Origin of the sequence: Pseudomonas sp. Lb2C2, from assembly GCF_052112205.1 — a bacterium.
Lineage (GTDB): Bacteria > Pseudomonadota > Gammaproteobacteria > Pseudomonadales > Pseudomonadaceae > Aquipseudomonas > Aquipseudomonas kilonensis.
In genome coordinates this window covers 121772-134365 of sequence record NZ_JAUTYW010000008.1, presented here as the reverse complement: position 1 = coordinate 134365, position 12594 = coordinate 121772, and the positions used below count along the sequence as shown (strand labels likewise).

13 protein-coding genes are annotated in these 12594 nt (G+C 63.2%); 8 read left to right on the top strand and 5 right to left on the bottom strand.

What is annotated here, in order from left to right; all coding sequences use genetic code 11:
* Positions 1 to 81 precede the first annotated feature (81 nt).
* Together Q7F16_RS23800 and Q7F16_RS23795 are read right to left on the bottom strand one after the other, a co-directional pair.
* A complete protein-coding gene (locus Q7F16_RS23800; RefSeq protein WP_409556581.1) occupies positions 82 to 1521 on the bottom strand; it encodes an FAD/NAD(P)-binding protein in 1440 nt (479 codons plus the stop codon).
* A 15-nt stretch (positions 1522 to 1536) separates the two neighbouring features.
* Positions 1537 to 2100 carry a helix-turn-helix domain-containing protein gene (locus tag Q7F16_RS23795; protein WP_079302325.1) on the bottom strand — a complete coding sequence of 188 codons (564 nt, stop codon included), beginning with the start codon at positions 2098 to 2100 and terminating at the stop codon, positions 1537 to 1539.
* A 12-nt stretch (positions 2101 to 2112) separates the two neighbouring features.
* Here Q7F16_RS23795 and Q7F16_RS23790 point away from each other — a divergent pair, with 12 nt between their 5' ends.
* The 7 genes from Q7F16_RS23790 (at position 2113) to Q7F16_RS23760 (ending at position 9466) form a co-directional block, all read left to right on the top strand.
* Positions 2113 to 3117, top strand: a complete 1005-nt coding sequence (locus Q7F16_RS23790) for a DMT family transporter (RefSeq protein ID WP_409556656.1) — start codon at positions 2113 to 2115, stop codon at positions 3115 to 3117.
* A gap of 288 nt (positions 3118 to 3405) precedes the next feature.
* Positions 3406 to 6330 (top strand): monovalent cation/H+ antiporter subunit A, encoded by a 2925-nt coding sequence (locus tag Q7F16_RS23785; protein WP_409556580.1) that lies wholly within the window; start codon positions 3406 to 3408, stop codon positions 6328 to 6330.
* Positions 6330 to 6674 carry a Na+/H+ antiporter subunit C gene (locus Q7F16_RS23780; RefSeq protein ID WP_003202835.1) on the top strand — a complete coding sequence of 115 codons (345 nt, stop codon included), beginning with the start codon at positions 6330 to 6332 and terminating at the stop codon, positions 6672 to 6674. Before Q7F16_RS23785 ends, Q7F16_RS23780 begins: the two co-directional genes overlap by 1 nt.
* Positions 6671 to 8356 carry a monovalent cation/H+ antiporter subunit D gene (locus Q7F16_RS23775; protein WP_409556579.1) on the top strand — a complete coding sequence of 562 codons (1686 nt, stop codon included), beginning with the start codon at positions 6671 to 6673 and terminating at the stop codon, positions 8354 to 8356. The genes Q7F16_RS23780 and Q7F16_RS23775 overlap by 4 nt, the downstream gene beginning before the upstream one ends.
* Positions 8353 to 8841 carry a Na+/H+ antiporter subunit E gene (locus tag Q7F16_RS23770; RefSeq protein WP_409556578.1) on the top strand — a complete coding sequence of 163 codons (489 nt, stop codon included), beginning with the start codon at positions 8353 to 8355 and terminating at the stop codon, positions 8839 to 8841. Before Q7F16_RS23775 ends, Q7F16_RS23770 begins: the two co-directional genes overlap by 4 nt.
* On the top strand, positions 8838 to 9116 hold the full coding sequence (locus tag Q7F16_RS23765; RefSeq protein ID WP_003202841.1) for a K+/H+ antiporter subunit F: 279 nt from the start codon (positions 8838 to 8840) through the stop codon (positions 9114 to 9116). Before Q7F16_RS23770 ends, Q7F16_RS23765 begins: the two co-directional genes overlap by 4 nt.
* Complete coding sequence (locus Q7F16_RS23760) at positions 9113 to 9466, top strand: Na+/H+ antiporter subunit G (RefSeq protein ID WP_409556577.1); 354 nt, start codon at positions 9113 to 9115, stop codon at positions 9464 to 9466. Before Q7F16_RS23765 ends, Q7F16_RS23760 begins: the two co-directional genes overlap by 4 nt.
* 180 nt (positions 9467 to 9646) lie before the next feature.
* Here the strand turns inward: Q7F16_RS23760 and Q7F16_RS23755 are convergent, their stop codons facing one another.
* From Q7F16_RS23755 to Q7F16_RS23745, 3 genes are all read right to left on the bottom strand, one after another.
* Complete coding sequence (locus Q7F16_RS23755) at positions 9647 to 10084, bottom strand: DUF3995 domain-containing protein (RefSeq protein WP_046063994.1); 438 nt, start codon at positions 10082 to 10084, stop codon at positions 9647 to 9649.
* A 139-nt stretch (positions 10085 to 10223) separates the two neighbouring features.
* Positions 10224 to 11234 carry an ABC transporter substrate-binding protein gene (locus Q7F16_RS23750; RefSeq protein ID WP_014337882.1) on the bottom strand — a complete coding sequence of 337 codons (1011 nt, stop codon included), beginning with the start codon at positions 11232 to 11234 and terminating at the stop codon, positions 10224 to 10226.
* 186 nt (positions 11235 to 11420) lie between these two features.
* Positions 11421 to 11870, bottom strand: a complete 450-nt coding sequence (locus Q7F16_RS23745) for a hypothetical protein (RefSeq protein WP_003202850.1) — start codon at positions 11868 to 11870, stop codon at positions 11421 to 11423.
* A 428-nt stretch (positions 11871 to 12298) separates the two neighbouring features.
* Here Q7F16_RS23745 and Q7F16_RS23740 point away from each other — a divergent pair, with 428 nt between their 5' ends.
* Positions 12299 to 12535, top strand: a complete 237-nt coding sequence (locus tag Q7F16_RS23740; protein ID WP_409556576.1) for a hypothetical protein — start codon at positions 12299 to 12301, stop codon at positions 12533 to 12535.
* The last annotated feature ends 59 nt before the right edge of the window (positions 12536 to 12594 follow it).

Genomic DNA, 12594 nt, shown 5'->3' with positions numbered 1-12594 from the left:
TGCGGGTCATGCACGGCAAGGTGGTGGGCTCCGTAAGAAAACTTTCGCCCCTTCATTGTGCTCATGGGGCCACCTTCAACTTTACCTTGAAGCTGCACCAACCAACCGCCCCGCCAACGCCTTGGCCTGGCTCGCCACATCAGTCACGGCGGTGCTTTCCCACCACATCCCCCGCAGTGGCGGGCCCATGGCGAACAGGTGATCGGCAGGCTCGCCTTTGGCATCCAACACCGCACCGTCAGCACGCGCAGCAATGCCCAGGGCCAGCGGCCCGGGCTGGATCAGTCCACGGGCCAATAGCTGTTTCGGCAACGGCCGTGCAACCCGGCGCCAATCATATTCAATGCCGCTGGAGTTGATCAGCGCGGCGCCCTGCACCACTTCCAGTTCAGCCTCGCCCCGTCGGCGAACGCTAATGGCCACCAATCCATCGGCAGACGCTGCCAATCCTTTGAATGACGCTGCCTGAATCCGCAACCGCCCTTCTTCGTGCAAACGTGCCACCAGTTCGGCGCTCAGCGGTGGCGAACGATGGTGATGGCTCTCCCACCATGGCCGTACATGGCGGACGAACTGCCGGCGTTGCACATCGCTGGCTTGGTTCCACAAGCGCCCGATGTGCGCGCGCACCGTGTCCAACGGAGCCTGCCAATCGACGCCTTGGGCCTTGGCCTGACGGCATTGCTCGCGCAGGGCCCGCATCAACTGGCGTGGCGACCGCAGGCTGTGATCGTCGGCGAGAAAATCCACCCAGGCAGGTGGTTGGCGGCGCACATGGGGCAACAAACCATGGCGGGAAAAGACTTCGATCGGCCCACGGTGCCCGGCCTGCTCCAGGGACACGACGGCATCGACCATCGTCAGTCCCGAGCCGATGATCAGCACCGTGGACTGCGGATCGAGCTGGCGCATCGCAGCCACATCCCAAGGGTCCAGGGCCGCGGCATTCAAGCCGCTGGATTCGGTTTGCGGGGTGCGCGCCGCCGGGAACATGCCGGTGGCCAGTACCGCGAAACGCCCGCGCAGGACCTGGCCGTCATCCAGCGTCAGCATTACGGCATCGTCAGCAACCCGCAGGTCCACGGCCTCCCCACGCACGTGCTCGGCGGTCGAACCGTTTCGTGCGCCCAACTCACGGGCCTCGGCCAGCCGTTGCTGCACATAGAGGCCAAACATCCCCCGGGGCGGGAACAACTCGCTGATCGGCACGTGCTGCTGATCCGACTCGGGCCAGCCGCCGGCTTCGATGAACGCAGTGAGCCATTGAGTCAGGTCATCGGCGTTGTCCGGGTCGACGCTCATCCGCGCGGCGTTGCCGTTCAAGGTGTGCCCCAGCTCCACGGCACTGTAGGCCTCGCCCCGGCCCAGTTCACTGCGCGGTTCGACAATCAGCACCTCACGCCGGCCCGGCAGGCGCAGCAGCTGCGCGGCGAGCATGGCACCGCTCAGGCCGCCGCCGATGATCAGGATATCGGCCTCCCGGGTGATGCCCTGCTCATGTCGCTCCAGCGCTGTGTCCATACCGCTCTCCAGGAATCAAATCACTACGTTGCGTACGAATCTCGCCGCCACCGGGCCATCGTTGCGATAGGCATGGGGCTGGTTGCTGGCGAACATGAAGAACTCACCGGCGCCAATCCGGCGCTCCTCGCTGCCCAACAGCAGGGTCAGGCAGCCCTCGAAGACATAGAGCTGCTCGCTCCAACCGTCGGCGTCGGGCTCTGAAGGGTAATGCTCGCCGGGCTCCAGGCGCCACTCCCAGAGTTCGACCTCACGGCTGGCGGTGGCCTTGGCGAGCAAAATGGCTTTGCTGCCGGCAATGGTCCCGGCCCAGGCCAGTTCGTTGATGCGGCTCGGGTCGCGGGCGTCGGGGGCCTGGATCAAGTCGCTGAAGGCCACGTCGAGGGCTTCGGCGACCCGGTCCAGAGTGGTCAGGCTGACATTCTTTTCGCCCGCCTCGATGGCGACCAGCATCCGCCGGCTGACCCCCGACAGCTCGGCCAGCGCCGTCTGGCTGAGCTCGGCGGCATGCCGCAGACGACGGACGTTCTGGCTGACGTGTTGCAGGACGGACGCCCGCTGGCCGGATTCTTTGTGCACTATATTGCTCACATGGCTGGGTTGCGCATTATACTGCCCAACTTCGGGCGCATTGTGCGTCCGCCTCAAGTGGCGCGCAAGGTCATGGCATCGGTGAACTCCCCGCAAGTTTCTTCCCGTTTCTCAAGGTTCAGCAAGGCCGAATGCGTGCTGGTGCTGATTACCATGATCTGGGGCGGGACGTTCCTCTTGGTGCAGCATGCCATGACGGTCAGCGGGCCGATGTTTTTCGTCGGCCTGCGCTTTGCCGCCGCGGCCGCGTTTGTCGCGCTGTTTTCCTGGCGGCATCTGCGGGACCTGACCTTCTTAGAACTCAAGGCCGGGTGCTTTATCGGTGTGGCGATCATGCTCGGCTACGGCCTGCAGACCGTCGGCCTGCAAACCATCCCCAGCAGCCAATCGGCGTTCATCACCGCGCTCTACGTGCCATTCGTGCCGTTGCTGCAATGGCTGGTGTTGGGCCGTCGACCGGGCTTGATGCCGAGCATCGGCATCATGCTGGCGTTTACCGGGCTGATGCTGGTGTCGGGGCCGGCCGGGGCCTCGCTGAACTTCAGCCCCGGTGAAATCGCCACGTTGATCAGCGCCATCGCGATTGCCGCCGAAATCATCCTGATCAGCGCCTATGCCGGCCAGGTCGATGTGCGCCGGGTGACCGTGGTGCAACTGGCAAGCACGGCGGTGCTGGCCTTCCTGATGGTGGTGCCGACCCAGGAAAAGATTCCGGATTTTTCCATGTTGCTGCTGGTCAGCGCCGTGGGCTTGGGCGCCGCCAGCGCAGCGATCCAGGTGGCGATGAACTGGGCACAGAAAAGCGTCTCGCCGACCCGCGCCACGCTGATCTATGCCGGTGAGCCAGTGTGGGCCGGCATCGCCGGGCGCCTGGCGGGCGAGCGGTTGCCGGCGATTGCCTTGTTCGGCGCGGCACTGATCGTGGCGGCGGTGATCGTCAGTGAGCTGAAGACCCGCGGCAAAGGTGTTGTCGAGGTGGATGAGGCGCTTGAGCGCGAGCAGTGAGGCCGGTCACCTGCAATGGTGATGGAACCTGTGGCGAGGGAGCTTGCTCCCGCTGGGGCGCGCAGCGGCCCTAAATCAGTTAACTCAATCTTCCTGGCACACCGAGTTGCCTGGTTTTTGGGGCTGCTGCGCAGCCCAGCGGGAGCAAGCTCCCTCGCCACGGGTGATGTGTATGGCGCAAAGTCAGAAAACTCCACCTACCTTGTAGGATTCTGCGACACCCTCACGGTTGGTGATCGGGAATACGCCACGTATGATCCCTCACAACCTCCCGCCGAATAGAAGCCTATGTCACTGATAGTTCTATTGCTTTTGCCCTTCATCGGCAGCTGTGTCGCGGCGCTGCTGCCGCATAACGCCCGTAACGCCGAATCACTGCTGGCCGGCCTCGTCGCCCTGGCCGGCACGGTTCAGGTGGCCTTGCTGTACCCGCAGATCGCCGACGGCGGCGTGATCCGTGAGCACTACACCTGGTTGCCCAGCCTGGGCCTGGATTTCGTATTACGCCTGGACGGCTTCGCCTGGCTGTTTTCGTTGCTGGTGCTGGGCATCGGCACGCTGGTGTCGCTGTACGCCCGCTACTACATGTCGCCGGATGATCCGGTGCCGCGTTTCTTCGCATTTTTCCTGGCGTTCATGGGCGCCATGCTCGGACTGGTGATCTCCGGCAACCTGATCCAGATGGTGTTTTTCTGGGAACTGACCAGCCTGTTCTCGTTCCTGCTGATCGGCTACTGGCACCACCGCGCCGACGCTCGACGCGGTGCCTACATGGCGTTGATGGTGACCGGCGCCGGCGGGCTTTGCCTATTGGCCGGGGTGATGCTGCTCGGCCATGTGGTGGGCAGCTATGAGCTGGACAAGGTCCTGGCCGCCGGCGACCTGATCCGTGCCCATGCCCTCTACCCCATCCTGTTACCACTGATCCTGATCGGCGCCTTGAGCAAAAGCGCCCAGTTTCCGTTCCACTTCTGGCTGCCCCATGCCATGGCCGCCCCCACGCCGGTGTCGGCGTATCTACACTCGGCCACCATGGTCAAGGCCGGGGTGTTCCTGCTGGCGCGGTTATGGCCGTCGCTGTCGGGCAGCGAAGAGTGGTTCTACATCGTCGGCGGCGCGGGGGCCTGTACGTTGCTGCTGGGCGCCTACTGCGCGATGTTCCAGAACGACCTCAAGGGCCTGCTGGCCTACTCCACCATCAGTCACCTCGGGCTGATCACCCTGCTGCTGGGCCTGAACAGTCCACTGGCGGCCGTGGCGGCGGTGTTCCATATCCTCAACCACGCCACATTCAAGGCGTCGCTGTTCATGGCCGCCGGGATCATCGACCACGAAAGCGGCACCCGGGACATTCGCAAGCTCAGCGGCCTGGTGCGGCTGATTCCGTTCACCGCGACCCTGGCCATGGTCGCCAGCGCGGCGATGGCCGGGGTACCGCTGCTCAATGGTTTCCTGTCCAAGGAAATGTTCTTCGCCGAGACCGTGTTCATTTCCGCCACGGCCTGGGTCGAGCTGGCGCTGCCGATCATCGCCACCATCGCCGGGACCTTCAGCGTCGCCTACTCCCTGCGGTTCACCGTGGATGTGTTCTTCGGCCCCACCGCCACCGACCTGCCCCATACCCCCCACGAACCACCGCGCTGGATGCGCGCGCCGGTGGAACTGTTGGTGTTCACCTGCCTGTTGGTGGGGATTTTTCCGGCCCAGGTGGTCGGCTCGTTGCTCGCGGCCGCCGCGTTGCCGGTGGTGGGCGGCACACTGCCCGACTACAGCCTGGCGATCTGGCACGGCCTGAACGCACCGATGATCATGAGCCTGGTGGCCATGTCCGGCGGCATCGTCCTGTACCTGTTGCTGCGCAAACAGCTCCGGCAAGGGCACATCAAGCACCCGCCGTTCATTGGCCGGCTCAGCGGCAAGCGCTTGTTCGAGCGCTGCCTGGTACTGATGATGCGCCAGGGCCGGCGGTTGGAGCGCAAGATCAGTACCCGGCGCCTGCAAGCCCAACTTTTTTTCCTGGTGCTGGCGGCGGTATTGGCCGGGCTGATCCCGATGCTGCACAGCACGCTGGTCTGGGGCGACCGGCCGAAGATCCCCGGTTCCATCGTCTTCGTCACCCTGTGGCTGCTGGCGATCGCCTGTGCCCTGGGCGCGGCCTGGCAGGCCAAGTACCACCGGCTCGCGGCCCTGACCATGGTCAGCGTCTGCGGCCTGATGACCTGCGTGACCTTCGTCTGGTTCTCCGCCCCCGACCTGGCCTTGACGCAACTGGTGGTGGAAGTGGTTACCACCGTGCTGATCCTGCTGGGCCTGCGCTGGCTGCCACGGCGGATCGAGGACGTCTCGCCGCTGCCCAACAGCGAGCGGCGCGCGCGTATCCGGCGCCTGCGGGACTTGCTGCTGTCCATCGCCGTCGGCGGCGGCATGGCGCTGTTGTCCTATGCGATGCTCACGCGCCAGACGCCTAACGACATCTCTTCGTTCTACTTGAGCCGTGCCCTGCCCGAAGGTGGCGGCAGCAATGTGGTGAACGTGATGCTGGTGGACTTCCGGGGCTTCGACACCCTCGGGGAAATCACCGTGCTGGTGGCGGTGGCCCTGGCGGTGTTCGCCCTGCTGCGGCGTTTCCGCCCACCGAAGGAAAGCATGCAGTTGCCAGCACAACAGCGCCTGCTGGCGCCGGACGTGGTCACCGACCTGGTCAACCCGCGCCATGCCAGCGACACCGCATTGGGCTTCATGATGGTGCCGTCGGTGCTGGTGCGCCTGCTGCTACCGGTTGCCCTGGTGGTGTCGTTCTACCTGTTCATGCGCGGCCACAATCAACCCGGTGGCGGCTTCGTGGCCGGGCTGGTGATGTCGGTGGCGTTCATCCTGCAATACATGGTGGCCGGCACCCAGTGGGTCGAGGCGCAAATGAGCCTGCGGCCGCTGCGCTGGATGGGCACCGGGCTGTTGTTCGCCACCGCCACGGGCCTGGGATCGATGGCCGTGGGTTATCCGTTCCTGACCACCCACACCTGGCATTTCGAATTACCGCTACTGGGTGATCTCCATGTCGCCAGCGCGCTGTTCTTCGACATCGGCGTGTACGCCGTGGTGGTCGGTTCCACCCTGTTGATCCTCACCGCCCTGGCGCACCAGTCGGTACGGGCCCATAAGCCAGGCCTGCAAGCCAAACCCGTCGCCCCCGTCAAAGGAGCCACCGCCTGATGGAAGAAGTCATCGCAATCGCAATCGGCGTACTGGCCGCCTCCGGTGTCTGGCTGGTGTTGCGGCCACGGACCTTCCAGGTGGTCATGGGCCTGTGCCTGCTGTCCTACGGCGTCAACCTGTTCATCTTCAGCATGGGCAGCCTGTTCATCGGCAAGGAGCCGATCATCAAGGACGGCGTGCCCCAGGACCTGCTGCACTACACCGACCCGCTGCCCCAGGCACTGGTGCTGACCGCCATCGTGATCAGCTTCGCCATGACCGCGCTGTTCCTGGTGGTGCTGCTGGCGTCCCGGGGCCTGACCGGCACCGACCACGTGGACGGTCGGGAGCCCAAGGAATGATATTGACGCCCCACCTGATCGCCGCGCCCATCCTGCTGCCGCTGCTGACCGCCGCGTTGATGCTGATGCTGGGCGAGAAACACCGCCCGCTCAAGGCACGGATCAATCTGCTTTCCAGCCTGCTGGGCCTGGGCATCGCCGTGCTGTTGCTGTACTGGACCCAGGACCAGGCCCTGCCCGCGTCCATTGGTGTGTACCTGCCCGGCAACTGGCAGGCGCCGTTCGGCATTGTCCTGGTGGTCGATCGCCTGTCGGCGCTGATGCTGGTACTCACCGGCATCATCGGCGTCAGCGCCCTGCTCTTCGCCATGGCCCGTTGGGACCGCGCCGGGGCGAGTTTCCATGCGCTGTTCCAGATCCAGCTGATGGGCCTCTACGGCGCCTTCCTGACGGCGGATCTGTTCAACCTGTTCGTGTTCTTCGAAGTGCTGCTGGCGGCCTCCTACGGCTTGATGCTGCACGGGTCGGGCCGGGCGCGGGTGTCGTCGGGCCTGCACTACATTTCCATCAATCTGCTGGCCTCGTCGTTGTTCCTGATCGGCGCAGCGCTGATCTATGGCGTCACCGGCACGTTGAACATGGCCGACCTGGCCCTGAAAATCCCGCTGGTGCCAGAGGCCGACCGCGGCTTGCTGCACGCCGGGGCAGGCATCCTTGCGGTGGCGTTCCTGGCCAAGGCCGGGATGTGGCCGCTGAACTTCTGGCTGGTGCCAGCCTATAGCGCCGCCAGCGCACCGGTGGCGGCGCTGTTTGCGATCATGACCAAGGTTGGCGTCTACACGATCCTGCGTCTGTGGACGTTGCTGTTCTCCGGCCAGGCCGGCGCCTCGGCGTATTTCGGCGCCGACTGGCTGGTCTATGGCGGCATGGCAACGATCGTCTGCGCCGCCATTGCCATTCTCGCGGCCCAACGGCTGGAGCGCATGGCCAGCCTGAGCATCCTGGTCTCGGCCGGGATCCTGTTGTCGGCCATCGGCTTCGCCCAACCCAACCTGGTGGGCGCGGCGCTGTTTTACCTGGTCAGTTCGACCCTGGCACTGTGCGCGCTGTTCTTGCTGGCCGAGCTGATCGAACGTTCGCGCTCAGCCAATGAACTGTCCCTGGACGACGACTTCGACACGTTGCCGCGACCGCTGGAATCCTTGCAGCCGCCCAAGGGCATCAACCTCGATGACGAGCAAAAAGCCGTGGTCGGGCAGGTGATTCCCTGGACCATGGCCTTCCTTGGCTTGAGCTTTATCTTCTGTGCGCTGTTGATTATCGGCATGCCGCCGCTGTCGGGGTTCATCGGCAAGCTGAGCCTGCTCAGCGCCCTGCTCAATCCCCAGGGGCTCGGCGCCAGCGCCGGGGCACCGCTGTCGAATCAGGCGTGGGGCTTGTTGGCGTTGTTGATCCTGTCGGGGCTGGCCTCGCTGATTGCCTTTTCACGCCTGGGCATCCAACGTTTCTGGACGCCCCAGGAACGCCCATCGCCGTTGCTGCGGCCGTTCGAATGCCTGCCGATCATCCTGCTGCTGGGCCTGGGCATTGCCCTGACTTTCAAGGCCGAACCGTTGCTGCGCTACACCCAATCCGCTGCCGATGCGCTGAACAACCCGGAACATTACGTGATGTCGGTACTCGCCACCCGCGCCGTGCCCAACCCCGAGACCCGCACCGCATTGCGGGAGGTGCAACCATGAAGCGCCTGTTTCCCGCCCCGTGGTTGTCCCTGGCGCTGTGGTTGCTGTGGCTGGTGTTGAACGTGTCCCTCAGCGCCGGCCATCTGCTGCTAGGCGCGTTACTGGGTTTCCTGGCCCCGTTGATGATGCGCCCGTTGCGCCCACGGCCCATCCGTATCCGCCGGCCGTGGGTGGTGTTGCGCTTGTTCCTGCTGGTGGGCCGTGATGTGCTGGTGTCCAACGTGGCAGTGGCCTGGGGGGTGCTGAACGCCGGACGCCGCCCGCCTCGCTCGCAGTTCATCAAGGTGCCGCTGGACCTGCACGACGCCAACGGCCTGGCCGCGTTGTCGATGATCACCACGGTGATCCCGGGGACAGTCTGGTCGGAACTGGCCCTGGACCGCAGCATCCTGCTGATGCACGTGTTCGATCTGCAAGACGAGGCGTCATTCATCGCGCATTTCAAGGCCACCTACGAGCGCCCGTTGATGGAGATTTTCCAATGAGCCCCTTGCTGTCCAATGCGATCCTGTTGAGCCTGTTCCTGTTCTCCCTGGCGATGGTGTTGACCCTGTGGCGGCTGTTCAAGGGGCCTTCGGCGCAGGATCGGGTATTGGCCCTGGACTACCTGTACATCGTGGCGATGCTGATGATGTTGGTGCTGGGCATCCGTTATGCCAGTGACACCTATTTCGAGGCGGCGCTGCTGATCGCCCTGTTCGGCTTCGTCGGCTCGTTTGCCTTGGCCAAGTTCCTGTTGCGTGGCGAGGTGATCGAATGAGCGGCGAACTGTCGATGTGGGTCGAGATCCCAGTGGTGATCCTGCTGGTGCTCGGCAGTCTCTTCGCCCTGGCCGGAGCGATCGGCCTGGTGCGGCTGAAGGATTATTTCCAGCGCATGCACCCTCCGGCCCTGGCATCCACACTGGGCGCCTGGTGCGTGGCACTGGCTTCGATCGTGTATTTTTCGGCGCTCAAGTCCGGGCCGGTGTTGCATGCCTGGCTGATCCCGATCCTGCTGTCCATCACCGTCCCGGTGACCACCCTGCTCCTGGCCAGGGCAGCCTTGTTCCGCAAGCGCATGGCCGGGGATGATGTGCCGGCGGAAGTGAGCAGTCGCCGAAACGACTGACCGATATCTCCAGCCGGTACAGCTTTTGTGGCGAGGGAGCTTGCTCCCGCTGGGCTGCGCAGCAGCCCTGAGACCTGTTACCTCGGTGTGTCAGGCTGACTTGTGCTCAGCTTTTTGGGAGGGCTGCGCCCTCCAGCGGGAGCAAGCTCCCTCGCCACAGTTGCGTTCACCGTTAGAGGCTCAGGCCCAGGCCACCGCCAGCAACCCTGCCCCAAGCACCACGCACAGCGGCGAGTAGACCCAGGTGTCGAGCCTGGCAAAGGTCGAGTCCTTGACCTCCTTGAAGAAACCCACCAGCTCCGACTCGCCAATGGCCCGGGCGAACATCAGCAAGGCAATCGCGCTGATCAGCCACTGCAACGCCCGATGAGTGACCGGCTGCGCCAGCAGGCCCACTCGCAGGCACACCAGCAGCGCAACCATCAGCAGCGCCAGGGCCACCAGCAAGGTCAGCCAGCCCGACGGATCGAACGCCGGTCGCAGCGCCTCCCCCTGCTTCACCGGCACCTGAGGCACCACAGCCTTGGCCGCCCACCGCCCACCCAGGGCCCAATACATATGAATCAAGCTGATGGTCGCAAAAACTGCGACCAGCGACCGAGCCAATAAAAGCGTCATTCGCCAGCCTCCTGAAAAAGGTTGAACAATCATCCTAGCTCGAATTTGGCATTTCGCTGGACGGGCGCAGGTTGCCAGTTTCCAGCGAATGACTCATTGCCCAGGATCAAGAGTTCAACCTGCCGGCACGCGCGCCGCCCTACAGACCGGCAGAGACCTTGTCGGCGACCTCCTTGGGCAACCAGGCCTGCCAGACCTGCGGATGGGCCTTGAGGAACGCCTCGGCAGCTTCACGGGGGGGCGTGCGCTTCTCGCTCATGTCGGCCAGGGCCTTGTTCAACGGTTCGATGGGCAAATCGACCTTGCTGAAGAACTCGGCAATGTCCGGGTATTGCTTCTGGAACGGCGCGGAGACGCCAATCGACAGTTTCGAGGCCAGTGAGCGGGTCGGCTTCGGGTTGGGGTTATCGGCGTCGGTCAGGGTTTTCCAGGCCTCGGCATCGAACGGCGGCTCTTGCAACTGCACCAGCTTGAAGCGCCCGAGCAGTGGCGTGGGCGACCAGTAATAAAACAGGATCGGCTTGCCCCGGCGGATCGTCGAGCTGATTTCCGCATCCAGCGCCGCCCCCGAACCGCTGCGAAAATTCACGTAGCTGTCAGACAGGCCATACGCCTTGAGCTTCTGTTTGTTGACCACCTCGGAGGTCCAGCCAATGGGGCTGTTGAGGAAGCGACCCTTGTCGGGGCTCTCCGGGTCCTTGAACACATGCTTGTAGCGCGCCAGGTCTTCTACACTGCGCAGGTCCGGCGCCAGGGGCTTGATGCCCTTGGCCGGGTCGCCCTTGATGACGTATTCGGGCACCCACCAACCTTCCGTCGCGCCTTTGACCGTATCGCCCAGGGCGATCACCTTGCCTTCGGCCTCGGCCTTGACCCACACCGGGCTGCGGCCGGCCCACTCCTCGCCGATCACCTGGATGTCGTTATTGGCCAGGGCGGTTTCCAGGGTAATGGTGGTACCCGGCAATGTATCGGTCTGCAACCCGTAGCCTTTTTCGACGATGATCCGCAGGATATCGGTGATCAGGCTGCCACTTTCCCAGTTCAAGTCGGCAAAGTGGATCGGCGCTGTGGCGGCCGACGTCGGAAGGGGTGAAACCAACACCGCAAAGGTGGCCCAGGCAGCCAGCCACTGTCGAACTCGTTTCATGCTTTGCACCTCATGCCAGATACAGCAATAGCTGAACGGCCCTGCGTAACCGAACGCAAGCCCTGAATAGTTCAGTCAATTGACTGTAGCCGAGGTTCCAGCGAGATCTTGCGAAACGGTCAGCGGTTTGGGCGCACAGCCCCGGCAAGCCCGCTGCCTACGCGCTTTTCACCGTCCCTGAAGCGGTCACTCGCTGGCCTTGAAGGTCACCAACTCGCCCTTGCGCCACTTGGCGGCCTTGGCGGTGACCGCCTTCAGGGTCTTGGTCAAGCCTTCTTGCAATTGTTCGTTGGCCGCAAACACGGTCACCACGCTGTGGCCTTCCTTGAACAAAATTGCCTGACCACCGGGGGTCGTGACGAAAGCGTAATCGCCAAGGCCATAGACCGTCAGCTTGATTTCGCGAAAGCGGATTTCAAACTTGCCACCTTCGCGGCTGGGCAATACCGCCGCGCGAAAATGATCACCGACCTTGAGCTCCAGCCTGGGCTTGTCATCGACCACCAGGGCCGACTCGGTGTCGATTTCGGCGACATAGATACCTTCGGCGGTCTGCTCGGTGATGTAGACGAAACGTGACTGGAAGAGTTTGACCAGTTTTGCCCGCAGGTCACCAAGTACGAATAACGCATGCATGTCGAGATTACTTACTGCCAAGGAAACATCCCCATCATTTGAAAAAGGCCCGCCCTGCACAAAGGACGGACCACGAGAACCCGTACCGACTGTAGTGTCGTAATGGACCTGTAACTGAAGTTCGAAGTGAACGGAGCGCCCTGTCCCGGGCCGAGAGCAGACTAAAGGTTGCCGCTCTCGCCGTCTTTCCCGGGGGGTCGCCAGAGGCTGAAGGAAAAAGCCACTCTGAGCATCGGAAAAGATGGGACTACTAACTTTAGGGAAATTTCTCACTTAAAAAAGCATTTTTCTGACATCGAGCCCAAAAAAAATTGCTTTAGATAGGCGCAACCGTCCACACGACACTGCCGATTCTAGAGCAGCCGATGGCGTGGAGACTACTCGAAGTACCCGACAATTCGTCGGTAAACCATAGAAAAGGAATTCACATGGCCACTTTCACGACCCTGCCCCACCCCATTGCCCCTTGCATCGTTGATACAGATGACACCTTTGACGGGAGCGATTACCTGCCCATTTCGTTGATACAACCGCGTTATCGAGTCGTTTTGGCCGGCAAGTGTTTTTTTCACATTGAGGAAACATCGACCGGACGTGTAAGAGGTTTCCGAACCGACCATAACGAAGCCTGCTACCTGGCCAGGCGTCTCGAACGCAGCGCCTGAGCCTATATATGCCCGTCCATGACTTAACTCAGCCGCCGACGGGCAACTGCTGCCATACT